The organism is Rhizobium sp. NXC14 (genome assembly GCF_002117485.1).
Lineage (GTDB): Bacteria > Pseudomonadota > Alphaproteobacteria > Rhizobiales > Rhizobiaceae > Rhizobium.
Genome location: NZ_CP021030.1, coordinates 544,816 through 570,637 on the forward strand (window position 1 = coordinate 544,816; position 25,822 = coordinate 570,637).

General features: G+C 63.0%; 19 protein-coding genes. 12 read left to right on the forward strand and 7 right to left on the reverse strand.

What is annotated here, in order from left to right; translation table 11 throughout:
* Positions 1-23: 23 nt before the first annotated feature.
* The 4 genes from NXC14_RS02695 to NXC14_RS02710 form a co-directional block, all read right to left on the reverse strand.
* Positions 24-824 carry a TIGR02186 family protein gene (locus NXC14_RS02695; protein ID WP_085776851.1) on the reverse strand — a complete coding sequence of 267 codons (801 nt, stop codon included), beginning with the start codon at positions 822-824 and terminating at the stop codon, positions 24-26.
* Positions 824-1,747 carry a sulfite exporter TauE/SafE family protein gene (locus NXC14_RS02700; protein ID WP_085776852.1) on the reverse strand — a complete coding sequence of 308 codons (924 nt, stop codon included), beginning with the start codon at positions 1,745-1,747 and terminating at the stop codon, positions 824-826. Before NXC14_RS02700 ends, NXC14_RS02695 begins: the two co-directional genes overlap by 1 nt.
* A gap of 407 nt (positions 1,748-2,154) precedes the next feature.
* On the reverse strand, positions 2,155-5,922 hold the full coding sequence (locus NXC14_RS02705; protein WP_085776853.1) for a peptidoglycan-binding protein: 3,768 nt from the start codon (positions 5,920-5,922) through the stop codon (positions 2,155-2,157).
* A 338-nt stretch (positions 5,923-6,260) separates the two neighbouring features.
* Positions 6,261-6,944 (reverse strand): DNA-3-methyladenine glycosylase I, encoded by a 684-nt coding sequence (locus tag NXC14_RS02710; RefSeq protein ID WP_085776854.1) that lies wholly within the window; start codon positions 6,942-6,944, stop codon positions 6,261-6,263.
* Between the two features lie 245 nt (positions 6,945-7,189).
* Here NXC14_RS02710 and NXC14_RS02720 point away from each other — a divergent pair, with 245 nt between their 5' ends.
* The 4 genes from NXC14_RS02720 to NXC14_RS02735 all read left to right on the forward strand — a co-directional run bounded on the left by NXC14_RS02720 (position 7,190) and on the right by NXC14_RS02735 (position 13,163).
* A complete protein-coding gene (locus tag NXC14_RS02720) occupies positions 7,190-8,986 on the forward strand; it encodes an acyl-CoA dehydrogenase C-terminal domain-containing protein (RefSeq protein ID WP_085776856.1) in 1,797 nt (598 codons plus the stop codon).
* 174 nt (positions 8,987-9,160) lie between these two features.
* Positions 9,161-10,369, forward strand: a complete 1,209-nt coding sequence (locus tag NXC14_RS02725; protein ID WP_085776857.1) for an acetyl-CoA C-acetyltransferase — start codon at positions 9,161-9,163, stop codon at positions 10,367-10,369.
* A gap of 68 nt (positions 10,370-10,437) precedes the next feature.
* Positions 10,438-12,654, forward strand: a complete 2,217-nt coding sequence (locus NXC14_RS02730; protein WP_085776858.1) for an FAD-dependent oxidoreductase — start codon at positions 10,438-10,440, stop codon at positions 12,652-12,654.
* Positions 12,655-12,953: 299 nt separating this feature from the next.
* Positions 12,954-13,163, forward strand: a complete 210-nt coding sequence (locus NXC14_RS02735; RefSeq protein WP_011423929.1) for a cold-shock protein — start codon at positions 12,954-12,956, stop codon at positions 13,161-13,163.
* A 142-nt stretch (positions 13,164-13,305) separates the two neighbouring features.
* Here the strand turns inward: NXC14_RS02735 and NXC14_RS02740 are convergent, their stop codons facing one another.
* Positions 13,306-13,749 carry a MarR family transcriptional regulator gene (locus tag NXC14_RS02740; protein WP_085776859.1) on the reverse strand — a complete coding sequence of 148 codons (444 nt, stop codon included), beginning with the start codon at positions 13,747-13,749 and terminating at the stop codon, positions 13,306-13,308.
* A 115-nt stretch (positions 13,750-13,864) separates the two neighbouring features.
* Here NXC14_RS02740 and NXC14_RS02745 point away from each other — a divergent pair, with 115 nt between their 5' ends.
* The gene (locus NXC14_RS02745; RefSeq protein WP_085776860.1) at positions 13,865-14,269 is read left to right on the forward strand and encodes a GFA family protein; all 405 of its coding nucleotides are present in this window, start codon (positions 13,865-13,867) and stop codon (positions 14,267-14,269) included.
* A 118-nt stretch (positions 14,270-14,387) separates the two neighbouring features.
* Positions 14,388-14,831, forward strand: a complete 444-nt coding sequence (locus NXC14_RS02750; protein WP_085776861.1) for a nuclear transport factor 2 family protein — start codon at positions 14,388-14,390, stop codon at positions 14,829-14,831.
* Between the two features lie 15 nt (positions 14,832-14,846).
* On the opposite strand, the gene NXC14_RS02755 is transcribed toward NXC14_RS02750, so the two are convergent.
* Positions 14,847-16,049, reverse strand: a complete 1,203-nt coding sequence (locus NXC14_RS02755; RefSeq protein WP_085776862.1) for an MFS transporter — start codon at positions 16,047-16,049, stop codon at positions 14,847-14,849.
* Positions 16,050-16,185: 136 nt separating this feature from the next.
* Between NXC14_RS02755 and NXC14_RS02760 the strand changes: the two genes are divergently transcribed.
* Positions 16,186-16,743 carry a TetR/AcrR family transcriptional regulator gene (locus NXC14_RS02760; RefSeq protein WP_085776863.1) on the forward strand — a complete coding sequence of 186 codons (558 nt, stop codon included), beginning with the start codon at positions 16,186-16,188 and terminating at the stop codon, positions 16,741-16,743.
* 9 nt (positions 16,744-16,752) lie between these two features.
* On the opposite strand, the gene NXC14_RS02765 is transcribed toward NXC14_RS02760, so the two are convergent.
* Positions 16,753-20,256 (reverse strand): PAS domain-containing hybrid sensor histidine kinase/response regulator, encoded by a 3,504-nt coding sequence (locus tag NXC14_RS02765; protein ID WP_085776864.1) that lies wholly within the window; start codon positions 20,254-20,256, stop codon positions 16,753-16,755.
* Positions 20,257-20,477: 221 nt separating this feature from the next.
* On the opposite strand from NXC14_RS02765, the gene mscL reads away from it, so the two are divergent.
* The 5 genes from mscL (at position 20,478) to NXC14_RS02790 (ending at position 25,816) form a co-directional block, all read left to right on the forward strand.
* Entirely contained in the window at positions 20,478-20,915 is a 438-nt protein-coding gene (gene mscL / locus NXC14_RS02770) for a large conductance mechanosensitive channel protein MscL (protein ID WP_011423936.1), read from the forward strand.
* A gap of 120 nt (positions 20,916-21,035) precedes the next feature.
* Positions 21,036-22,202: a pyridoxal phosphate-dependent aminotransferase gene (locus tag NXC14_RS02775; RefSeq protein ID WP_085776865.1), complete on the forward strand. Its 1,167-nt coding sequence runs from the start codon at positions 21,036-21,038 to the stop codon at positions 22,200-22,202.
* A gap of 202 nt (positions 22,203-22,404) precedes the next feature.
* On the forward strand, positions 22,405-23,439 hold the full coding sequence (gene galE, locus NXC14_RS02780; RefSeq protein WP_085776866.1) for a UDP-glucose 4-epimerase GalE: 1,035 nt from the start codon (positions 22,405-22,407) through the stop codon (positions 23,437-23,439).
* Between the two features lie 145 nt (positions 23,440-23,584).
* A complete protein-coding gene (locus NXC14_RS02785) occupies positions 23,585-24,637 on the forward strand; it encodes an enoyl-CoA hydratase/isomerase family protein (protein WP_085776867.1) in 1,053 nt (350 codons plus the stop codon).
* 240 nt (positions 24,638-24,877) lie between these two features.
* Positions 24,878-25,816, forward strand: a complete 939-nt coding sequence (locus NXC14_RS02790; RefSeq protein WP_085776868.1) for an MBL fold metallo-hydrolase — start codon at positions 24,878-24,880, stop codon at positions 25,814-25,816.
* Positions 25,817-25,822: the final 6 nt, after the last annotated feature.

Sequence of the window (25,822 nt, forward strand, 5' to 3'; positions counted from 1 at the left end):
GCGCGACGGTTCGCGGCGCCGGATCACTCCTTGCGGAAGATCAGGCTGGCGCTCCAGCCGGTGACGACGGCGAGCGCCACGGCCGCAAATCCGTAGAGGATCGGCTGATCATGGGCCGCATCAGTGATCGTCTGTTCGATGCCCGTCTTGATGACGCGCAGCGGCAGCGATTTATCGGTGATGAGATTGCCGCTCTTGAAGAGATAGGCGCGCACCGTGTGCACCCCGTTCGGAATATTTGCCGGCAGGCGCAGGCTCGCCTTGAAGAGGTTCGATGAAACGAACCGCACGCCGCTCGGGTTCCGGTCGTAAAGCGCGCCCACCTGCTGCAGCCGCAGGAAAGCCTGACGGAACTCGCCGAGATTGCTGCCGTCGCCGACGAATCCGACTGGCGTCAGCGGAATGTGGTCGATGCCGATCCCCTGGTCGGTGAGTTCCAGCGGCGTCGTCAGATCGTCGATCATGCGCGAGCTCGACATCGAATAGGAATGCGGCACCGCCTCGAAAGTCATCGAGCGCCTGTTCACCCAGATGCCGAAGACGCGCTCCTTCTTGCGCACCGTCGCATCCTCGCGCGGGCCTTCCAGCACCACCACCACGTCATACTGACCAATGGCGAGCAGCAGCTGGTCGGTGTTCGAGAGCGCCCCGAAGATCGTCAGATCGGCACCGTGGAAATCCGAAGTGATGGCAATTTCGCTGGTCGATGTGCCGATCTCCAGCCCCTCCCGCACCGCTTCCGTTGCCTGTCCCGGCAGCCACTGCGCCCCGGCAACCGCCGGCAGCAGACACAAGAGCAGGAGGATCGAGGCAAGCAGGCGCATCAGTTGCCGGTCCCCATCACCACCGAATAGACGTCGGCAGGGGTCACGACCAGCGCGATCGCCAGACGCAGGCCGACGGCCAGAACCAGCAGGCCAAGCAGGGCGCGCAGCTGCTCGCCGCGAAGCTTCTGGCCGACGCGCACGCCATATTGCGCCCCGACGACACCCGCCACCATCAGGATGAAGGCAAGCACGATGTCGACAGAGAAGTTCGTCGCCGCCTGCACGATCGTCGTATAGGCGGTCACGAAAATGATCTGATAAAGCGAGGTGCCGACCACGACATTGGTCGGGATGCGCAGCAGGTAGATCATTGCCGGCACCATGATGAAGCCGCCGCCGACACCCATGATCGAGGTCAGGATGCCGATCGCAAAGCCGAGCGCAATGATCGGAATGACGCTGAGGAAAATCTTCGATTTCTTGAAGCGCACCTTGAGCGGCAGCTTGTGCACCCAATGCTGGTGGCCTGGCTTGCGCGGCGCGGGCGGCTCGTTGCGTGCGGCGCGGCGCATGGCATTGATGCTTTCGAGCAGCATCAGCCCGCCGACCGCTCCGAGGAAGATGACATACATCAGCGAGATGATCAGGTCGAGTTGGCCGATGGCGCGCAGCAGCGAGAAGATCCAGATGCCGACGGTCGCCCCTGTAAGACCGCCGACCAGGAGCACTGTGCCGAGCTTGACGTCGAGCGTGCCGCGCCGGAAATGGGTGATCGCACCCGAAATCGACGACGCCACGACCTGGTTGGCGCCGGTGGCGACGGCGACGACGGGCGGGATATTGTAGAAGATCAATAGCGGGGTGATGAGAAAACCGCCGCCGACGCCGAACATTCCGGACAGGAATCCGACGGCCGCCCCCATGCCGAGAATGATGAAGATGTTCACCGACAATTCTGCGATGGGCAGATAAATTGTCACAACCGACCCCGAATGATGACCGCCCCTGCCGGGCGGTTCCTGTCACGTCCCCGTTCGAATGCGCACCATACTGTGAAATCGTTGCCAGAGGCTTTCGATCGGCCCCGATTGATAGAGATCGATGGCGGGAGATTCGGCGATGCGCGGATCGATATGTCCGGCATAATCGGGCTTTTTTCAGGTTTTGTGACGAGGGTGGGAAAAATTCGGAAAAGCTTGCGGCTTAGTGCCGCAAGGCCTGCGAAGACCCCTCCCCAAGGGGGAGGGCTATGCGCGGCATCACCCCACAGCAACATCAATGTTTCCGCGGGTGAATCCGTGAAAGAGATAACGTCGGCGCGGCATGCAAGCCCCTCCCCCTTGTGGGGAGGGGTCTTCACCGGCGGCTCGACTTCCGTCGACGCACCTTAGATCGCCTTGGCGACCTGCTTGTTGCGTTCGAGCAGCGCCTTCACGGTCGCGTCGCTCACCTTGCCGTCCGGCTCCTGGCCGATCGACTTCTGGAAGCTCTTGATCGCGGCGACGGTTTTCGCCCCCATTTCGCCATCGGGCACGCCGGCGTCGAAACCGTTATTGTTGAGGATCGCCTGGATGTTGCGGATCGCCTTCTTCATGTCGACGGTTGCCGTCTTCATGCCTGTGCCCGCCCATTCGTCGGGGATGTCGATGCCGTTGGCGCGATGGTCGAGCGGTTCCGGCTTCCAGAGGTCGGCCTTGGCGCGCGCCCGTTCGAGCTGGTCAGGCTTCATGGCGTTGGCCACTTCATCGCGCTTCTGTGCTGCATCCTTGTCGCCGGCCTTGGCGGCGATCGCGAACCACTTATAGGATTCCTCGAGATCCGCCGGAACGCCGTTGCCCCTGGCGCAGAGGATCGCCAGGTTGAACTGGCTGTCGGTGATGCCGAGATTGGCGGCCTTGGTGAACCACGAGGCCGCCGTCGCATAATCCTGCTGGCCGAGCGCGCCGGAGGCGTAGAGAACGGCTAGATTGTGCATGGCGCTGGCATTGCCCCGGTTCGCCGCCTGCTCGTAGAAGCCCTTCGCCTTGGCGATGTCGCGTTCGACGCCGTTGCCCTTCTCATACATGCTGCCGAGCCGGTATTGTGCCGGCGCAAAACCCTTGTCGGCCGAAAGCTGGTACCAGCCTGCGGCCTGTTTCTGATCGACGGTCATGCCGTTGCGGCCGTCCGAATAGCGTGCGCCGATCTCGAACAGCGCCAGGGAGTCGCCGCCCTGTGCCGCATAGGCAAGTGATTTCGGCTGCACGGTGTCGGGGATGGTGATCGCTGCCTGCGGCGCGGCCGCCGCTGCGGTCGGGCTGTTCGGAGTGAAGCTCGATGTTTCCTGCATTCTCGCGGACGAACCGGCGGGGGCCAAAGTTGCAGCCCCTTCGCCATCGAGCGGCGTTGCATCGGTCAGATGATCGCCGGCGGCCGGCGAGGCTGTTTCCGGTTGCGCCTGATCGGCGGCCGGTGCGCTCGCCGCTGCAGGGGCGTTGATATCGGCAGCGCCGGTGTCCGGCTGGGCGGGTGCCGCCTCAGGCGGAACCGGCTGCGGGTTTTCCGTCGCCCCCGTCAGCGCAGAGACCTCCGCCGGCGGCTGCGGGGCCGGTTCGCCGCTCGTCAGCGTCCGCGCCAGCGGAAAGGCCATGATGGCGAGCAAGACGGCGCCGACGGCGAGAAGGATCGGTCGGCGGTAGCGCGAAAAGGCGCTGGGCTTGCCCGCCTTGTCGGTCTTGCTCATCTTGTCGGCATTTGCGGCCTTCTTGTCGGCCTTGGTTGCCGCCTGCTTTGGATTGGCGTCCACTTCCATTGCGGCTGCCTGCGCCGCCCGGCGCGCAGCCGCGATGTAGTCGGCCCGATCCGTCTCGATGGCAGGCTTGCCGCGTTGGGCACTCTGGCTGGCGCGCACCCGTTCAAGAATCTTCTTGACGTCGGGCGCGCCCGAACCCGGCTCGAGCAGTTCGTTCGCCGCATCCGTCGGGACCACGTCGGCGGGATCGATCGACGGCGCAGGGTCGATCACCGGTCGTTCCTTCGCCTGCGCCTCGGCTTTTTTGCCGGGCCGCAGCCGCTTGCCAAGGCTGGCGAACAGGCTGGTTTTTGCCGGCGCCGGTGTCGGGGTCTCCGGCGGCCGCGTCGCGGCTTCGATGGCGATCGCGCTTGTTGCGCTTATGCTCCCGGCCTGGGCGAGGGTGGCAGGTTCCGCCGCGACCTCGGCCGTGCGGATGACCGGAGAGGCTTTCGCTGCCGGGGGCACGTCCGCCGTCTGGGCGGCTTCAGCCACCATCAGCGCATAGGGGTCGACATCGAAATCGACGTCGGCCATCGGCATCTGAGCGATCGGCCGTCCGCGCTCTTCCATGCCGTCGAGCCGGTCGGCGATGTGGACCAGCGTCTCGTGCAGCGCCTTGAAGGTCTTGTGCGTGCGCTCCTCGCTGTCGCGGCTGATATCCTCGAGATGGCGCAGATCCTCGGCCAGCGCCGTCAGCGCCGACATGTCGGCGGCGGGCACGCCGCCCTGCAGGCCGCCATTGCGCGAATAGGCCTCGACGACGGCCTCCGCCGCTTGGCGCGCCGCCTCGATGATATATTCGTCGCTTGTCGCCATATAATCTTCGATCGCGCCCATGCGCCGGTCGAGGTCGGCCGGAATCGCGGCACTTTCGCGCGGCTCGCTCATCAGCGCCGAAAGGTTGGCAATCTGGTCTTCGAGGTTCTTCAGCGCTTGCGGATCGGTCGGCGGCGCCGCCGTTGTTTCTTCGAGCCGGGCGGCGATGTCGCTCAGCCGACCTTCGAGACGCTGGAAAGCTCTGTCATCGATCGCCGCGGCAGGTGCGGGCTGCTGAAAGGCCATCTCGTCGATCCGCCGGGCGAGATAATCGAGCCGCTGCGCCAGCACGTCATTGACCGCTCCATTCTCGAGCGCATCGATCTTGCGGGAGATCTCGGAAAGCGGGCCGGTGAGGTCGGGTTGCGCGGCCGCCTTCTGCGTGCGCTCCAGCAGGTAGGATAGATGTTCCAGCCGCTCGTCGAGCCGGGACGTCGCTTCCGCCTTGGCCAGCTCCTCGACGCGCTCCGTCAGCGCTTCCAGCCGCATCGCCAGCTCGTCGGCTGGGGTTGCCCGGCTGGCCGCGTCGTGGCTCATCAGGTCGATCTGGTCGGCGAGCGACGACAGGCGGCTTTCCAGCCGCTGCATCAGCGTCGGATCGTTGGCGGCAGCTGCGCGGCCGCTTGCCGCAATCGCCCGGCTGATCTCGTCGAGGCGCATATCCATGGCGGCGAACTGCTCGGACATGACCCGGTCATGCGGCTGGATCATGTTGCCGAACTGCTCCATCGCCGTGGCGATGGCGATGAGCTTGTCTTCCAGCGCCCGGACCGCGGGGCTTTCGCCCATGCCGCCGATATGGCGCTTGATATCGTCGAGCCGGTAGGCCAGCGAAACGAGCTCTTCCTGCAGCCCCTCGGTATCGAGTGCGGCAAGTCGGCTCTCGACGCCGTCCCAGCGGCTTTCCATATGGCGCAGCGATTCCTCGCGCGCCAGCCCGTCCATCAGCGATCGCAGCTCCTCGAAATCCTCGCGCAGGCCGGCGGCCTCCGGGCCGCTCGAGCGGCCGGTCAACTGGCTGATGCTCTGGGCCAGGCGGTTCATGTCGGCGCGAATGTCGTCGGCGAAGCGGCTGTCTCCGGCGGTCGCCTTGATCTCGCGCAGTTCGGCGCGCAGTGCGCTCATCTCGCGGGTCACGCCCTCGGAAATATCGCGCTTCAAGTCCTGCCTGAGGTTGACGAGCGCCTGGGCGATCTCGGTCATCGTGTCGTCGCCGGCGCGCAAGGCAGGGGCGGCCAGTGGCGCGGCGGCGCGCGGTGCGGGGTCGCGCAGCTGGGTGGCCTGCTCGCGCCCATAGGAGCGTTCGCGGCCCGCTTCCAATGCGCGCTGGCGCTGGCGAATTTCCGCCAGCGGATCCGGCCGCGGCTCGACCGGCGCTCGTGTGGGGCGCGGCGCATTGGAGGCCGCATAAGGATCGCGCTCGGCCGTTGGCGTGCGCGTCCGCTGATCGCGTCCGCTGCCCATCAGCCCTTCGATGCGCGCCTCCAGCCCTTCGATCGTGCGGTTCAGCGCATCGAGCGAGGTCCTGTCGGACTGTCGGGAAGGATTTGATCGCGATCCGTTCATCTTCTTGCTCGCTTCGACTGCTCGACCTCTCGTCAGAGCTCGATCCGTGGCTTCTTCGTCTGCTGCCCACGTCTTCACGCGGACCGGAGCGCATCATCCATAAGAAGATAGTCAATTAGACTTTCCTCAGGCTGAACGATGTAGCGGCATTCTTTAGGAACGCGGGACTGGGAAAAGGAATGCGGATCACTACGGCTCAATCCGCACCTTTCACGAAACGTGGTAAACAAGCCGTTAAGATAGATGAGAATTTTTTAACGTTTGCAGCCGAAAGGCTTCTTTAGGCGGCAATTGCCGTTAAATTCGCCGGATGGGATAGACATCGCCAGGCCGGAATTTCAGTGCGCGGCATCGATCGAATAGGCGCTGATGCGCGAGAGGTGGATGAAGGAAAGGCCGGTCTCGGCGGCCCAGTCGTTGAAGGCCTGCTGGATCAGCTGCTGGTCCTTCTTCGTCGTGCCGGAGGAGGAGAGCGGCACGCCGGCCGATCTCAGGCAGGCGAGCACGTCGAGCGTGGCGACGAAGCTGTCGCGGCCGATGCCGCGCAGGAAATACTGGGCGGTCATGCCGCCGAGCCGGCTGCCGCGTTTGCTCATCAGCTCGAGGAGGCCGATCTGGTCCTCCCGCGGCCAGTCGGCGAAGAAGGCGCCGACGCTGCCATGTTCGCTCGCCAGCTCTCTGACGAAGGCGGCATTGGCGCGAACCGACATGATCTTCGCGCCGTTGCGGATGATCCGCTCGTCCGATGTCAGCTCATGCCAGTAATCGTCGGGCGCGATATTCAGCGCCGCCGGATCGAAGCCAGAAAACGCCGCCTCGAATCCCGGCCACTTCGCATCGATTACCTTCTGCACGAAGCCGCTGTAGAAGATGCGGCGGGTCATGTCGGCCAGGATGCGGTCGTCCGGCATGGCGCGCAGCCGGTCGTGATCCGGCTGGTGCTTCTCGAGCATTGCCTGCAGCGCGGCCGCACCGCCTTTTCGCTCTTCCGCACGCTGCCTTATCGCCTCGAAACTGATCATGCCGCGGTTCCCCCTGAAGCATTGCGATTTGCGGATTGAAAGACGCCTCCGTTTATACGCCGTTCAGCGATGGACAAGGAAGGGGAGTTGACGTCTCCTCATGGGGCGCAGATGCACAGGATCAGAATTTTTTCACAAAAGCGAGCGCAGTTGCAGGATTTGACGTTTACGCAAACGTCAATATTTTGTAAGACAGTGCCCAAGGTCGATGCGATCCAGTTATTTGAATGGGAGGAATTTGAGAGATGCCAGTCTACAAGGCCCCGGTGAACGATACGCTTTTCGTTCTGAACGACGTGCTGGGCCTCGAACGCTACAATAATCTTCCCGGTTTTGCGGACGCGACGCCCGATATGATCGAGGCGATCCTCGGCGAGGCCGCCAAGGTGGCCGAAGAAGTTCTTTTTCCGATCAATTATTCCGGCGACCAGGAAGGCTGCAGACGTCAGGACGACGCCAGTGTTTCGACGCCGAAGGGCTTCAAGGAAGCCTATAATGCCTACCGCGAAGGCGGCTGGATCGGCCTTGCGGTGCCGGAGGAGTTCGGCGGGCAGGGGCTTCCCTATACGCTGCATGCGGCCGTGGGCGAATATACCTCCGCCGCCAACATGTCGCTGATGATGTATCCGGGCCTGACGCAGGGTGCGATCGCCGCGATCCTCGTCCATGGAACGCAGGAGCAGAAGGAGACCTATCTGCCGAAGATGGTCAACGGCTCCTGGTCCGGCACGATGAACCTGACCGAGCCGCATTGCGGCACTGATCTCGGCATGCTGCGCACCCGGGCGGTGCCGCAGGCCGACGGCAGCTATAGAATATCCGGCCAGAAGATATTCATCTCTGCCGGCGAGCACGATCTGACCGACAATATCGTTCATCTGGTTTTGGCCCGCATCGAGGGGGCGCCCGAGGGCACCAAGGGCATCTCGCTCTTCATCGTCCCGAAATACCTGGTCGGCAAGGACGGCGCTCTTGGCGACCGCAATGCCGTGTCATGCGGTGCGATCGAGCACAAGATGGGCATCCACGGCAACGCCACCTGCGTCATGAATTACGACGAGGCGACCGGCTTTCTGATTGGCGCCGAAAACCGCGGCCTCAATGCCATGTTCGTGATGATGAACGAGGCGCGCCTGATGGTCGGCCTGCAGGGCATCGCCATTTCCGAAATCGCCTATCAGAATGCCGCGAATTATGCCCGCGACCGCATCCAGGGCCGCTCGCTCTCCGGCGTCAAGGCGCCGGAAAAGAAGGCCGATCCGATCATCGTCCATCCCGATGTCCGCCGGACTCTGATGACCATTCGCGCCTTCAACGAGGCCGGCCGCGCCTTCCTGCTCTGGACCGCGCTGAAATCCGACATTGCCCACCGCGCCACCGACGAGAAGGAGCGCCAGACGGCCGACGATATCCTTGGCCTCGTCACCCCGATTCTCAAGGGTGTGATGACCGACAGGGGCTTCGACCACGCCGTCATGGCGCAGCAGGTCTTCGGCGGCCATGGCTATATCGAAGAGCACGGCATGAGCCAGTATGTCCGCGATGCCCGCATCGCCATGATCTACGAAGGCGCCAACGGCATTCAGGCGCTCGATCTCGTCGGGCGCAAGCTCGCGCTCAACGGCGGCCGCGCCGCCATGGCGTTGTTCAAGGAAATCGGCGATTTCTGCGAGGAGAACCGCAGCGACGAAAAGCTCTCCTTCTTCACCAAGCATCTGAAGAAGGGCTTGAACGACGTCCAGGCCGCGACCATGTGGTTCATGCAGAACGCCATGGCCAAGCCCGACAATGCCGGCGCCGGTTCGACCGATTACATGCATCTCTTCGGTCTCGTCGTTCTCGGCTATATGTGGGCGAAGATGGCGAAGGCCGCCGAGGACGGCCTTGCCTCGGGCGATGCCGCCCGCGAGGATTACCTGAAGAACAAGCTGACCACGGCGAAATTCTTCATGGAGCGGATCATGCCGGAAACCGCCCTTCGCAAGGCCCGCATCGAAGCCGGCGCCGACACGATGATGGCGCTGGCCGCGGAAGCGTTTTGAGCCGGTTCTCCCTCCCCCTTGTGGGGAGGGTTGGGGGTGAGAAAGCGGTCGGCGCAGCCGACGAAACGATCCGGTGAATCGTTTCGAGCGCCGAACGCCCTGAGCTTAAAACGAAGGGCTATTTGGTCTTCGCAGAATTCAAAGGCGCGTCTGCGCCATCAGGGAGACGAGACAATGACCGAGGTTTTCATTTACGATCACGTCCGCACGCCGCGCGGCCGCGGCAAGAAGGACGGCGCCCTGCATGAGGTGCCTTCCGTCCGCCTCGCCGCCAAGACGCTGGAAGCGATCCGCGACCGCAACGGGCTCGACACGACAACCGTCGACGACATCATCATGGGCTGCGTAGACCCGGTCATGGATGCCGGCGCCGTCATCCCCAAGGCTGCCGCCTTCGAAGCCGGTTATTCCACCCGTGCGCCCGGCATGCAGATCTCTCGCTTCTGCGCCTCCGGCCTCGATGCCGTCAATTTCGCCGCCGGCAAGATCGCCCAGGGCGCCGACGACATCGTCATCGCAGGCGGTGTGGAAAGCATGTCGCGCGTCGGCCTGGGCATGTCGGGCGGCGCCTGGTTCATGGATCCGTCGGTGAATTTCCCGGCCTATTTTATGCCGCAGGGCGTCTCGGCCGATCTCATCGCCACCAAATACGGCTTCAGCAGAACCGATGTCGATGCCTACGCCGTCGAGAGCCAGAAGCGCGCCGCCCATGCCTGGCAGCAGGGCTGGTTCGACAAGTCGGTGATCCCGGTCAAGGACCAGAACGGCCTGACGATCCTGGATAAGGACGAGCACATGCGCCCCGGCACCGATATGCAGGCGCTTGCCTCTCTCAACCCCTCCTTCCAGATGCCCGGCGAGATGGGCGGCTTCGAAGCCGTCGGCATCCAGGCTCATCCCGAGATCGAGCGGATCAACTACGTCCACCATGCCGGCAATTCCTCCGGCATCGTCGATGGCGCCGCTGCGGTGCTCCTGGGATCGAAGGCTGGCGGTGAGAGCATGGGGCTGAAGCCGCGTGGCCGCATCAAGGCTTTCGCCAATATCGGATCGGATCCGGCGCTGATGTTGACCGGCCCCGTCGACGTGACCGAAAAGCTGTTGAAGCGGACCGGCATGAGCCTGTCGGACATCGACCTCTTTGAGTTGAACGAGGCCTTCGCCGCCGTGGTGCTGCGCTACATGCAGGCCTTCGACATCGATCACGACAGCATCAACGTCAATGGCGGTGCCATCGCCATGGGCCATCCGCTCGGCGCCACCGGCGCCATGATCCTCGGAACCGTGCTGGACGAGCTTGAACGCCGCGACCTCAACACCGCGCTGGTGACGCTCTGCATCGGCGCCGGCATGGGCACGGCAACGGTTATCGAACGCGTTTGATGGGATCGCGACCCTCTCCACAAGGGGAGGGGCTTCACCGCAATAGAATTCAGGGAGAGGAATTCCCAATGAGCAGCTACACCAATTTCACGGTCGAAACCGACGCCGACGGCATCGCTCTCGTCACCTGGGACATGCCCGGCAAATCGATGAATGTCTTCACCGCCGAGGTGATGGAGGAGCTCAACGCCATCATCGACGCGACGACCGCTGACGTCGCCGTCAAGGGCGTCGTATTCACCTCAGGCAAATCCTCCTTCTCCGGCGGCGCTGATCTTTCGATGATCAAGTCGATGTTCGGCTCCTACCAGGAGGAGAAAGCCAAGAGCCCGGAGACGGCGGTGCAGACGCTCTTTGGTCTGGTCGGCCGCATGAGCGGCCTGTTCCGCAAGCTCGAAACCTCCGGCAAGCCCTGGGTGTCGGCAATCAACGGCACCTGCATGGGCGGCGCCTTCGAACTGTCGCTTGCCTGCCACGGCCGCGTCGCTTCCAATGCCAAGAGCATCAAGATCGCGCTGCCCGAGGTCAAGGTCGGCATCTTCCCCGGCGCCGGCGGCACCCAGCGTGTGCCGCGCCTCGCCAATGCCCAGGACGCGCTGCAGATGATGACGACGGGCCAGTCGTTGAGCGGTGCGCGCGCCAAGGCAATGAACCTCGTGCACCAGGTGGTCGAGCCGGATCAGCTGATCCCCGCCGCCAAGCAGATGATCAGGGATGGCCTGAAGCCGGTCGCCCCGTGGGACGAGAAAGGCTTCAAGCTGCCGGGCGGCGGCATCTGGACGCCGGCCTCCGCGCAGCTCTGGCCGGCCGCGCCGGCGATCCTGCGCCGCGAGACGTCGGGCAATTATCCGGCAGCGCTCGCCATCCTGAAATGCGTCTATGAAGGCCTGCAGGTGCCGTTCGACACCGGTCTGAAGATTGAGCAGCGTTATTTCACCGAGGTGCTGCAGACCCGGGAAGCTTTCTCGATGATCCGCTCGTTGTTCATCTCCATGCAGGAGCTCGGCAAGGGCGCACGCCGCCCGGCCGGTATCCCGAAGACGGAGCTGAAACATGTCGGCGTCGTCGGCGCCGGCTTCATGGGCGCCTCGATCGCCTATGTCACCGCCGCCGCCGGCATTCCGGTGACTCTGATCGACCGCGATATGGAAGCGGCCGCCAAGGGCAAGGCCGTCTCCGAAGGGCTCGTTAAGGATTCGATCGGTAAGGGAAGGCTGACGCAGGACGAAGCGGCAGCCCTTCTTTCCCGCATCTCGCCGTCGGCCGATTATGCCGATCTCGCCAATGCCGACCTCGTCATCGAGGCCGTGTTCGAGGATCGCGAAGTCAAGAAGGCTGTTATCGAGGCGGTCGAAGCAGTGCTGCCCGAGGGCGCGATCTTCGCCTCCAATACCTCGACGCTGCCGATCACGGGCCTTGCGAAGAATTCGAAACGCCCCGCCGACTTCATCGGCATTCACTTCTTCTCGCCGGTCGAAAAGATGATGCTGACCGAGGTGATCCTCGGAGGCGAAACCGGCGACAAGGCGCTCGCCGTCGCACTCGATTATGTCGCGGCGATCAAGAAGACGCCGATCGTCGTCAACGACACCCGCGGCTTCTTCGTCAATCGCTGCGTGCTGCGCTACATGTCGGAAAGCTACGACATGCTGATCGAGGGCGTGCCGCCCGCCATGATCGAGAATGCCGCCAAGATGGCCGGCATGCCTGTGGGGCCGCTGGCATTGAACGACGAGGTGGCGATCGACCTTTCCCTGAAGATCCTCAAGGCGACGGTCGCCGATCTCGGCGAAAGGGCTGTCGATCCCAGGCACATGGAGCTGATCTCCCGCATCGTCGAAAAGGAAGGACGCTTCGGCCGCAAGAATTCCAAGGGCTTCTATGACTATCCGCCGAAACCGGCGAAGAAGTCGCTCTGGCCGGAGCTGAAGAGCTTCTATCCGCAGAAAAGCCCGGACGAGGTCGACGTCGCCATCCTCAAGCGACGTTTCCTCGTCACCATCGCGCTCGAAGCCGCCCGGACGGTCGAGGAAGGCATCGTCACAGATCCGCGCGAAGCTGATGTCGGCTCGATCCTCGGCTTTGGCTTCGCGCCCTACACCGGCGGGGCGCTGAGCTATATCGATGGGATGGGCGTAAAGGCATTCGTGGAACTGGCAGAAAAGTTAGCGTCAGCTTACGGAGAGCATTTCAAGCCGACACCGCTGTTGAAGGATATGGCCGCCAAGGGTGAGACATTTTATGGGCGGTTCAATCCCTATGCAGGAGCGAAGGCGGCGGCGTAATCTGTTTTTGCTATTGTTTCCGCCAAACGTAGCCACCCTCTGCCGGGCAGGGCAGAGGGATGCCAGGTCACGGCGCAAAAGAATCCCGCGCTTTCTCCAGTTCGCCGAATTCCACTTTTCCTTGCCGACGCCTTGCCGCGGACACAATTTCCGATTACACCCGTGCACATCGATCTTGCTAGATGAACTTTGAAACGGCGCTTGCGTCGTTCCTGGCGACCTTCCTCCAAAATCGGTTTCATCGCCGTTCGGTATTTCCGGGCTGCAATCTTCTATGAGCGATTCGAAAGGATATCGTCATGAACACAGGTACCGTAAAGTGGTTCAACGCAACCAAGGGCTTCGGCTTCATTCAGCCGGACGACGGCGCTGCCGACGTTTTCGTCCACATCTCGGCCGTTGAACGCGCCGGCATGCGTGACCTCAAGGATGGCCAGAAGCTGTCCTACGATCTCGTCCGCGACAACAAGTCCGGCAAGATGTCGGCAGACCGCCTCCAGGCGGCCTGAGCCTCCGAGGCTTGAATATCATCTCCGGATCGTGACCACGGATGTACTGGCACGGTTCGTCGAGATGGCAGGGAAGGTCGGGTTAGCCCGGCCTTTTTTCGTTTTCAGTCCAAGGCGGGCGCATCACCGCGGGGCGAATTGCTCAACTGCCGGACGCCTCGTCCACCTCCATCGCCTCCATTGCCCGCGCCATGACAGCCCGCGCCACATTGAGCTCGGCTGAGGTAAACGCGGCGCCGAGCTTGTTTGCCCATCCGGCCTGCGCCACCTCGATCGCCCCGAGCCGTGCCGCCCCGTCCGCCGTCAGTCGCACCAGCTTGGCGCGCTGATGCTGCGGGTTGTCGGCATAGGCGATCAGCCCTTCGCTCTCCAGCACGTCGGCCAGCCGCTGAACGCCCTGACGAGCGAGGCCGAGCGCGCGGGCGATCTGCGCCACCGACAGGTCGCCGCGCCTTGCCGCGGCGAGCACCTGCCAGCGCGCACTGGTCTGTCCTGCAGGCTTCGCCAACCGGTCGCCGGCCGCCGTCAGGTGAGCGGCCAGACGCAGGGCTGTGATCGCGAAAGCGGAAAAGGCATCCCCTTCCACCGTTCGCTCCGGTCGATTCTGTTTTGACAACATGTTGTCTATTCTGTATCTCATTCATAATGACAACACATTGTCATATTGACATGCTGAAAGCAACGCCGATGGGGAGATCGCCATGAAGAAGACTTACAAGGGAAGCTGCCATTGTGGCAAAGTGCACTACGAGGTGGATATCGACCTCGAAGCCGGCACCGGCCGCTGCAATTGCTCGATCTGTGCCAAGCGGCGCTATTGGGGCGCTAACGTCAAGCCCGAGGATTTCCGGCTGATGTCCGACCCGGCGGAGACATCCGATTACCAGTTCAACACGATGAGCGGCCATCACCGCTTCTGCCGCACCTGCGGGGTGCCGGCCTATGGCGACGGTTATGTCGAGGCGATCGGCGGCGCCTATGTCTCGATCAACATCGCCTGCCTGGATAATATTAGGCCGGAGGAACTGGCGGGGCTGCCGGTTCGTTACGCCGATGGCAGGCACGATGCCTGGTGGAACGAGCCCGCAGTGACGAGTTATCTCTGAAGTAATTCCGGTAGAACGCAGCGATCTTGCGTCCGAAATTGCCGAGAGTGAAATGCATCATTGTCGGATCGTTCTCCTGCCGCTCGTCCTCTGTCCATAGCGGAAAAGGAGAACGGCCGTGAAAGACGAAGCAATTGTTAGGCACGAGGAAGAGGCGGTCATCGCCATGCTGATGATGCGGGCCAAGGCGCTGGGGGAAAAGAACGCCGAGGAGGCGCTTTCCTACGAGGCCGAAGATTCCGTGGAATTTTCCCTGGCGCCGCCGCTGGTCATCAACGGCAAGGACAAGGCAGGCCTGCAGGCCTGGTTCGACACCTGGGAAGGCCCGATTGGCGGCGAGGTGCGCGATGCCAAACTGACGGTCGGCGAGGGTGTCGCTTTCTGGAGTGGCCTCACGCGGATGACCGGGACGAAGACCGATGGCACCGAAGTCGATCTCTGGTTCCGTCAGACCCTCGGCCTCGTCAAGCAGGATGGCCGCTGGCTGGTCGCCCACCAGCACGCCTCGGTGCCTTTCGCCATGGATGGCAGCGGCCGGGCACTGCTGGATCTCCAGCCGTGAACACTCCCTCCGGAATTAGGCCGCATTCTCCGCAGTCTTTCCTCGGCCGGCGCGAAGGGCCACGATGCCGACGCCCAGCAACAGCAGGATCGCCGTCGCATAAATGTCCGTCGTCACTTGATAGCCGGCGGATTTCGCCAGGAAGCCTGCCAATATCGCCGGCAGGCTGAAGGCGAGGTAGCTCTGCACGTAGAAGGCCGACAGCAGTCCGGCCCGCTCGTCCGCTTTGGCGAGCGGCATGATGGTGCCGAGCGAGCCCAGGAAATTGGTGCCGAAACCGGCGCCGGTAAGAATAGTGCCGATCAACAGCAGCGGCACATTGGCGAGATGCACGCCGGCGACGACCGTCAGGATGCCGAGCGTCTTTGCCGATACGCCGAAGCCGAGATTGGCCGTGGCCGTCCTGCCGCGCCTGAGATAGACGGCGATCGCGCCGCTCGCCGTCAAAGCGGCGACGACTGCTCCGCCCGTCAGCGGTGCGGCGCTGCCGGTCGTGGTAGCAACTAGGGAAGGGACCAGCGAAAGGTAGAAACCGCCGACCGTCCAATTGGCGATATTGATCGGCGTCACCAGCGAGAGCGGCCGCCTCGCCTGCGGCGGAATGGAAACGCGCGGGACCAGCGAGCCGAAAACGCCGGGGCGCGTGCCGCCGCTCTCGGGGATCAGCCAGATGGCGGCCGCCTGCAACGCGAAGGCGACGAGCAGCAGCGCATAGACGAGACGCATCGGGAAGGGGCCGTACTGAATCAGGGCGCTGGTGCCGACCGCACCCAGCGCCATGCCGGAAAGCGGCGCGATCGAATTGACGATCTGTCCCTTCGCCCGGTCGACATCGACAAGGGCTGCTCCGAGCGAGGCGCCGGCGATGCCGGTGGCAATGCCCTGGACGATCCGCGCCGCGATCAGCCAGCCGGGGCCGCTGGCGACGACGAATAGGATCATGGCGACGATTTCGAGCAGCAGGGCGGAAAAGATTACCGGCCTGCGGCCGAGATGATCCGAGATCGAGCCGGCTGTCAGCAGCGCCGCCAAGAGCGCGAAGGCATAGACGGCGAAAATAACGGTGATCAGCACCGGCGAGATCGCGAAATTCTCCTGATAGATCCGGTAGAGCGGCGTCGGCACCGAGGAGGCGCCGAAGAAGGTGGCGAGCGTCAGCGCATGGAAACTGATCGAGGGGCGCGGCGCATTCTCTGTGGATTTGGCTGCGGCGAACATATATAAACCCCTTAAAGCTAACCTGTTGCGTTAGCTCGATGTAGGTTGGATGCGCCGCAAAGGCAAATTATTTGCGTTTATGCTCCTGTCAAAGATTTTGAACCATCGATGTCAGGATGAAGGTCGGGTTGCAGGCATGGCAGTGAAAGAGAATCTCCGTCCGGGCGGCAGAAGCGCCCGGGTCCAGGCGTCGGTGCACAAGGCGGCACGCGATCTGTTGGCCGAGATGAACCGCGCCGAGGTGACGATCCCGCTGATCGCCGCCAGGGCAGGCGTGACGCCGTCGACCATCTATCGCCGCTGGGGCGACCTGCAGGAGCTTCTCGCCGATGTCGCCGTCGAGCGGCTGCGGCCAGATATGCAGCCGGTCGACGCCGGCAGCGGCACGGCCGATCTTCAGGCCTGGGCCGAGCAATATGCCGATGAAATGTCCTCCGGGCCGGGCCGCGAGATGATCCGCGACGTGTTGGCGGCGCAGGCCGGCGCCAATGCCTGCAAATGCTGCGAATATACGCGACAGCAGATCGTCGTCATCGCCGACAGGGCAAAGGCGCGGGGCGAAACCTTCCCGGACGTCGATCTTGTGATGGATCAGGTTGTGGCGCCGATCATGTACCGCATCCTGTTTGGCAAGGTGCCGGATACTGCGCGGGTACGCGATCTCGTCTCTCGCGTCATCAGCCCGGCCGGCTGAGCTTGCCGGCTATTCCGCAGCCGCGCGTTTGAGGCCGGATATCTGGGTGATATAGGCGCGCAGCGCCGCCGGCCGTACCGGTTTGTGCTGAACGGCGATATCGTGCCGCTCCGCCTCGCTGCGCACTTCAGGCGTGCGGTCGGCAGTAACAAGCAAGGCGGGGATGTCGATGCCGAACTGCCGGCGCAGATGCAGGATTGCGGCAAGGCCGGTGCCGTCGTCGAGATGATAGTCGGCGATGGCAAGATCCGGCGGCCCATCCCGGCCGTCCATGGCGATCACCTCGGCAAGGCAATCAAGCGCCGTCACCTCGCAGCCCCAGCCGCTGAGCAGCAACCGCATGCCTTCGAGGATCTTCGGCTCGTTGTCGATGCAGAGGATTTTCAGTCCCTTGAGCGGCTGCCCCGGGCGCTCGGCGGGGGCGACGGCTGCCGCAGCCTCGGCCGGGCGTGAGACGTCGAGCGGCATGGAGATGCGAAATTCAGTGCCCCTGCCATGCGTCGAGAGCAGCTCGACCGGATGGTTGAGCACGCGGGCGATGCGGTCGACGATCGAAAGGCCGAGCCCGAGGCCGGAGGCAGTCTTGGCGCCTTCATCCAGCCGCGCGAATTCCTTGAACACGGTGCGGAATTTCGATGGCGGAATACCGATGCCGGAATCGATCACCTGAATGATCACCTGGTTCCCGCGCCGCCGCGCCCCGACCAGCACCTTGCCGGTGATCGTGTATTTTATGGCGTTGGAAACGAGGTTCTGCACCAGGCGGCGCAGGAGGTTCGGGTCTGAGCGGACCCTGAGCGATGTCGGCATGACCACCAGCTTCAGCTGTTTCTCACGGGCGATCGGCGCAAAATCGGTCTCGATTCGCTCCAGGAGGTCGGAAAGCGCGACCGAAGCGAGCCGCGGCCGCATGGCGCCGGTATCGAGCCTGGAGATGTCGAGCACCGCGCCTAGGATGGTTTCGACCGATTCCAGTGCCGAATCGATGTTGCGCACGATCGGGCTGTTGTCGGATTGCGCCATGCGCTCGACCAGCGCCGAGGAATAGAGCCGGGCGGCGTTGAGCGGCTGCAGAATGTCGTGGCCGGCGGCGGCGAAGAAGCGGGTCTTGCCGATATTCGCCTCGTCGGCGGCCGCCCGCGCCTCGGCAAGTTCGCGGTTGACGCGGGTGAGTTCCGCCGTCCGTTCGGCGACGCGCTGCTCCAGCGTTTCATTCGCCTGCTTCAATGCCTGGTCGGCGCTGACGCGCTGGGTGATATCGGTGAAGGTGGCGACGATGCCCTTATCGGGCATGGCGTTGGAGCGCACCTCGATGATCCGCTCGCCGCCGCCGAGCACCAGCGCGAAGGGTTTGTCGAGCGTCAGGAAATGCCGCACCGTCTGGTTGAGATCGCCGGGCGCGATGTCCCCGCGCTGGCTGAGTGTGGTAACGATCTCCGACAGGGGAAAGCCGACTTGGCCGGCACTCTCGGGCAGCTCAAGCAGTTGCCGGAAGCGTCGGTTCCAGATCGTCAGCCGGTTGGAACTGTCGAAGACGGCAATGCCCTGATCCATCTGCGACAGCGCCGTCTGCAGCATGTCCTGGTTATATTGCAGCGCTTCGCTTGCCTGGTCGAGCAGCCATGCGGTGTCGGACGAGGCGTCCTCGATCTTCTGCAGAATCAGCGATAGCACCAGCCTTGCCGAGGACGAGCCGATGGCGCTGCCGAGCAACTGTTCGCTGAAATGGATCAGCGCCATATCGGCCTGCTGTTCGTCCTCCAGCTTGCGGCCGGAACTTTGCTCATAGGTCGTGAACGAGCGCTGCATGCGCTCTTCGCCGAGATAACGCGAGATCGCCGCCTTGAGATCGCCGACGCTGATGCGGGTCTTCCAGCCGCGTGTCGCAAACTGCGATCGCGAATGCCGCTTGACGAAGATGCCGGCCTGGATGCGCTCCAGCGGTCGGGCATTGCGGGTGAGCGAGCCGACGATGAAGAAGGCCGTGTTGACGAGCAGGCTCATGACGGTCGCATTGACCAGCGGGTCGGCGTCGGGCGCGGTAAACAGCGTCGCGCCCGGAAAGATGAAGCCGAGCACGGCGCTCGCCACATAGGAATAGTCGGGACCGCCGAGCGACGGCAGGAACAACAGATAGACCCAAATGGTGAAGCCGGAGGTCAGGCCGAGGATGGCGCCGCGCGCATTTGCCCGCCGCCAGATCAGCCCACCGAACAGCGCAGGCGCAATCTGCGCGATCGCCGCAAAGGACAGCAAGCCGATCGAGGCGAGCCCGGCGGTGCTGTCGGTCGAGCGGTAATAGGCATAGCCGAACAGCAGCACGGCGAAGATGGCGCTGCGGCGGATGTTGAGCAGCGTCTTGGCGAAATCGTCGCGCTGGCCGGCGCGGCCGGCAAGTTTGCGCCGAAGGAAGATCGGCATGATGATGTCGTTCGACACCATGATCGACAGCGCCACGGAATCGACAATGACCATTGCCGTTGCGGCGGAGAAGCCGCCGATGAAGGTGATGAGCGAAACCACCGGCATCTGGCCGGCAAGCGGCAGCGACAGCATGTAGAAGTCGGCATTGCCAGTGCCGCCGAAGGTCAGGAGGCCCCCGATCGCCACCGGGAGCACGAAGAGATTGATGGCGACGAGGTAGCTGGGAAACAGGAAGCCCGCGAGTTTCAGCTGCTTTGCCGTTCGGTTTTCGACGACGGTGACGTGGAATTGCCGCGGCAGCATGATGATCGCGAAGGCCGACAGCACGATCAGCGTGATCCAGCGGCTGATCGGCGTATGATAGCTAAGCGCCGACATGACCAGGTCGTTCTCGACGGTTTTGCTCCAGAGGTCCGCCGGGCCATCGAAGAGGAACCAGATGACGCAGACGCCGGCTGTCAGGAAGGCGACGAGCTTGACGACCGATTCCATCGAGACGGCGAGGATGAGGCCGTCCTGATGTTCCGTCGCATCCGTATGCCGCGTGCCGAACATGATGGCGAAGCAGGCAAGCACCAGGGTGGCTATGAGCGGCAGGTCGAGGAAATAGAGATTACCGCTGCCGATGCCGTAATCGGACGGATTGACCATCGCGCTGACGGTGCTCGAGATCGCTTTCAGCTGCAAGGCTATATAGGGAATGGTGCCGATCAGCGAGATCAGCGCCACGATCGTCGCGACCGTCGGATTCTTGCCGTAACGCGCGGCAACGAAATCGGCGACGGAGGTGAGCTTCTCCGCCTTGGCAAGCTCGATGATGCGGCGAAGCAGCGGCATGCCGAAGGTGAAGACGAGGATGGGGCCGATATAGATGCCGGCAAATTCCAGGCCGCGTTGGGCGGCAAGCCCGACACTGCCGAAATAGGTCCAGGAGGTGCAATAGATCGCAAGGCTGAGCGCATAGACGACGGGCAATCCGCCTTCGAGCGCGCCCGGACCGCGGTTCTTGCGGTCGCCGTAGCTTGCCACGGCGAAAAGCAGGAGCAGATAGCCGAAGGCAGACGCGAATATGACCCAGCCTGGAAGCATTAGTCCTCCGCCGGCGAAAAGCCGCCGGCACCTCCCGCAACGAAGTCAGCTTAAGGCATTTCAGGTGCCTTGAAAATTCCCGTCCATCTACACCTTAAGTCAAAGGCCTGGTGGCGACTTCACCAGATAATTGCGATTTGCAATTGATTAATTGCAACGAAAATGTAGCTAATCGAAACAACGGCATATCTCTGAAATGGGATCGAAGGGAGACGGATCCGATGCTCAATGAGTTCAAGGCCTTTATCGCCCGCGGCAATGTCATGGATCTTGCGGTCGGCGTCATCATCGGCGGTGCCTTCGGCGGCATCGTCAAATCGCTGGTCGACGACCTTATCATGCCGATCGTGGGCGCCATTTTCGGCGGCTTCGATTTTTCCAATTATTTCCTGCCCCTCTCGTCGGCCGTCAACGCGCCGACACTTGCCGCCGCCCGCGCCCAAGGGGCGGTCTTCGCCTATGGCAGCTTCCTCACCGTTCTCATCAACTTCCTGATCCTTGCCTGGATTATCTTCCTGATGGTCAAGGCAGTGAACTATCTGCGCCAGCAGGTCGAGCGTCAGGAAAAGCAGGAGCCGGAACAATTGCCGCCGCCGCCGGCCGACGTCCAGCTGCTGACCGAGATTCGCGATCTGCTGGCCAAACGCCCAGCCGTCTGATCTGTCTTCGGCCCGCTGTCGGGCGGGCCGTCATTCATCACGAAAATCGATATGCCATCACTTGTTATCATGGGATTTACCGGCGCAAATCCGCTATGAAGGCGGAAACCGGAGATATGCATGTCGATCGTGAAAAGCCTCAGCCCGCGCGCCATAGCGGCGCCCGAAAGCGGGATCGTCGAAGTCGTCAATTATGCCCGCGGCCGCGAAGGCTTGTTGCCGCTCTGGGTCGGTGAAGGCGATCTGCCGACCCCCGACTTCATCAGCAGGGCGGCGATGGAAGCGCTTGCATCAGGCGAGACCTTCTATACCTGGCAGCGCGGCATTCCGGAGCTTCGCCGGGCGCTGTCGGATTATTACCACAGGCATTTCGCCGTCCGCCTTCCGGCCGAGCATTTCTATGTCACCGGATCCGGCATGCAGGCGATCCAGATCTGCGTGCAGGCGCTGACTTCGCCTGGCGACGAATTCGTTTATCTCACCCCCGCCTGGCCGAATATTGCCGCAGCCCTCGAAATAGCAGGTGCCCGCTCCGTCGGCATCCCGCTGCAGTTCGAAGGCGGCAAATGGACGGTCGATCTCGGGCGTGTCGAAGCCGCCATCACCTCCAAGACCAGAGGCATCTTCATCAACACCCCTTCCAACCCGACGGGTTGGACCGCCACGAAGAAAGATCTCGGCGATATCTTGTCGCTCGCCCGCAAGCATGATCTGTGGATCATGGCGGATGAAATCTACGCGCGCTATTACTTCGCCGGCGGCCGCGCCGCCTCGTTCCTCGACGTGATGGAGCCGGACGACAAGATCGTCTTCGTCAATTCCTTCTCGAAAAACTGGTCGATGACGGGTTGGCGCGTCGGCTGGATCGTGGCACCCCCCGAAATGGGCCAGGTGCTCGAAAATCTCATCCAGTATTCGACCTCAGGCGTGGCGCAGTTCATGCAGAAGGGCGCCGTTGCAGCCCTTGATCAAGGCGATGATTTCGTCGCCGCCAACATCGCCAAGGCGGCGCGGTCGCGCGATATCCTCTGCGATGCGCTGATTGCCACCAATGGCGTCGAAACGCTGAAGCCGGACGGCGCGATCTATGCGTTCCTGAAGATCGACGGCGTTGCCGACAGCCGCAGCGCCGCCATCGATATCGTCGACAAGACAGGCGTCGGCCTTGCTCCCGGGGCTGCCTTCGGCGCCGGCGGCGAACTCTTCCTGCGTGCCTGTTTCCTGCGCGACCCCGCCCAGGTGGCGATCGCGGCCGAGCGGCTCTGCGACTATATCGTCAAGCGCTGAGAGGGCGCGGGGCACACCGTGCGGGACGATTTCGTGCCGGAATCGGCCGATCGATAAAACTGTAGCGAAGAGCGAAATCGGCCTCTAACCACGACTCTAAACATACCCGTTCAAAAGCCGAACAACGGCGCCGTGATAACAAAATTGGAAAGAAAACCGGCGCCTGATGCCCCTGCTTATAAATTGAAGCGGGGTGTGGGGCATGGCGGTTTTGGTGACGGGCGGCGCGGGATATATCGGCAGTCACATGGTTTGGGCGCTCATCGATGCCGGCGAGGATGTGGTCGTGCTCGACTGTCTCTCCACCGGCTTCCGCTGGGCGGTGGCGCCGGAGGCGCGTTTTTATCTCGGCGACGTCGCCGACCCCGACATCCTGAAGAAGATCTTCATCGAAAACGACATCGAGGCGATCATCCATTTCGCCGGCTCCGCCGTCGTGCCGGTGTCTGTCGCCGATCCGCTCTCTTATTACGACAACAATTCCGGCAGGACCCGTGCGCTTCTTTCCGCCTCGATCAGGGCCGGCATCCGCAACTTCGTCTTCTCCTCGACGGCCGCCGTTTACGGCCAGCAGCAGAGCGATCTGCCGGTGAAGGAGACGGCTCCCCTCAACCCGGAAAATCCGTACGGTCAGTCGAAGCTGATGACCGAAATCATGCTGCGTGATGCCGCCGCCGCCTATGATTTCAACTATGTCGCGCTTCGCTACTTTAACGTCGCCGGCGCTGACCCGCACCACCGTGCCGGCCAGTCGACCTCGGGCGCCACGCACCTCATCAAGGTTGCCTGCGAGGCAGCGCTCGGCAAGCGCGACAGCGTCCATGTCTACGGCATCGACTATCCCACCCATGACGGCACCGGCGTGCGCGACTACATCCATGTCAGCGATCTCGCCGATGCGCATCTGAAAGCGCTGCAGCACCTGCGCAGAGACAAGGGCCCGCTCGTCGCCAATTGCGGTTATGGCAGCGGCTATTCCGTGCTCGACGTCCTGAACATGGTCACCCGCCTGCACGGGCATTCCTTCAAGATCCACATGGCGCCGCGGCGAGCCGGCGATTCGGCAAGCGTCGTCGCCGACGCTTCGCTCGCCCGGCAGGTGCTCGACTGGAAGCCCCGATACGACTCGCTTGAGACCATCGTCCAGAGCTCGCTCGAGTGGGAGCTCTTCCTGTCAAACAGAAACGTCGACGACCTGCACAGCATCCACCGGGCACTTGCCGCCGCCTCCTTCTGAGAGGTGTCTATGCGAGCCGCTGCGAAGCCGCGGCATCAGCCCGGGGGTCCCTGTCGGGCTGAGCAATCGATCGGTGCCGGGCCGGAAATGCTCTGGAGCGATGGCGCATCCTCGTCTATGCATGGTGCAGCAGATGAGGTGAACCATGCAGCACGGCGAAGTGATCATCGAACGGCGGGGCACTGCCGGCATCATCCGGCTCAACCGGCCGCGGGCGCTGAACAGTCTGACGCTGCCGATGATCCGCGCGCTCACGGAGGCCCTTCATGACTTTGCCTCCGAATCCGATGTGGCAAGCGTCGTAATCACCGGCGAAGGCGAACGCGGCTTCTGTGCCGGCGGTGATATCCGTGCCTTGCACGAAAGCGCCCGCGCCGGTGATGATCTCGCCGGAACCTTCTGGCGCGAGGAATTCCGCCTCAACCATAAGATTGCCGTCTATCCCAAACCCTATGTCGCGCTGATGGACGGCATTACCATGGGCGGCGGCGTCGGTCTGTCCTCACATGGCCGCCATCGCATCGTCACCGAGCGTACGCGGCTTGCCATGCCCGAAACCGGAATCGGCTATGTCCCCGATGTCGGCGCCACATGGCTGCTGCCCAAGGCACCCGGCGAAGCCGGAACATGGCTCGGCCTGACCGGACTCGACATTGGTGCTGCGGATGCGATCTATGCCGGTCTTGCCGATGTTCAGATCGCTTCGTCGCGGCTCGACGCGGTGATCGATGCTCTTTGCGACCTGCCGCGCGCCAGCGCGTCGACTGAAGTCGATGCCCTGCTGCAGGGATTTTCCGAGCCACTGGGGGAAAGCCGCTTGCGGCAGAACGCCGATATGATCGACCACACATTTTCCTTCGACAGCGTCGAGGAAATCCTCGGGGCTCTCGCCAAGGAAGAGGGCGAGTTTGCCGCCGAGACGCGCCGGGTGCTGCTCAGCAGGTCGCCGACCAGCCTGAAACTCGCTCTGCGGCTGCTGAGGGCCGGCCGGCGCAGCGCTTCGCTCGCCGAATGTCTTCGCCGCGAACTCGGCGCCTGCCTGCAGATGCTGGATAATCCCGATTTCTTCGAAGGCATCCGCGCCGCTGTCATCGACAAGGACCGCAATCCAAAATGGTCACCGGCATCAATCGAGGCCGTGAAGACGGAAACGGTCGAACGTTTCTTGGAACCGGCCGACCCGCCGCTTTCACTCTGACGCTGTCATCCTCTGAATGCCGAATGCGCGGCACCGTGCGGCGGGTGAGAGCCTTTTGCTTCCTGTTGCCAGTCTCTTCAATACCAAATCTCCCGCGCGACACGCCGAAACGATAGGCCGCCCTGTCCTAAAGCCTAGCTTTCTCTCTCCCTTGACCCGATCGACCGCCAGACACGCTTCGGCATAGTGTCCGCGACGTGACCCATAACGGACATCTCTCGATCAAAACAGGAGCGCATCATGTCGCAGGCAGAAGCAAGAACCCGTACGACTGGTCAGCAGGAGCCTGGCAGTCCGAAACATGAAGAATTGGTTCCGTCGCGCTACGCGGTACGGATCGGCGAAATCGAAGTGCTGATCATCAGCGATGGTGTGCTGCCGCTTCCAACCGCGATGCTGGGACATAACGCCGACGCGGCCGACCGGGCGGTCTGGCTGGATGATATGTTCCTGCCGCGGGACGCTTTCGACTGGGCGCTGAACGTGGTCCTGGTGCGCAGCGGCGGCCAGACCATCCTCATCGACGCAGGCTTGGGGCTGGATCCGGACTTGAACTTGCCGCGCGCGGGTCAGTTGATCAAGCGACTGGAAGGCGCCGGCATCGATCTGGCATCCGTGACCGACGTGGTGCTGACGCACCTGCACATGGACCACATCGGCGGGCTGCTGGTCGAAGGGGTTAAGGACCGACTGCGCCCAGACCTCAGGATTCACGTGGCGGCTGCCGAGGCGAAGTTCTGGGAAGCGCCCGATTTCAGCCACGTATCCATGCCGCCCGGCTTCCCTGACGCGCTCCGTGCGACGGCAAAACGTTTCCTGAGCGAGTATGGCAGCCATCTGACGCTGTTCGACGAGCAATCCGAGGTGGCGCCTGGTGTGGTGGCCCAACGCACCGGCGGCCATACTCCCGGACATAGCGTGGTCCGCCTGGCGTCCGGCGGCGACCGGTTGACATTCGCAGGCGACGCCATCTTTGCGGTCGGGTTCGAGCACCCCGACTGGTACAATGGTTTCGAACATGATCCCGAAGAAGCGGCTCGTGTCCGCCGCGATCTTTTGCAAGAGCTGGCGGCGACCGGTGAACAGCTGGTGGCCACGCACCTGCCGTTCCCGTCCGTCGGCCGGGTGGCGGTGGACGGCGAAGCCTTCCGTTGGGTGCCGGTCTTCTGGGACTATTGAGCGCCG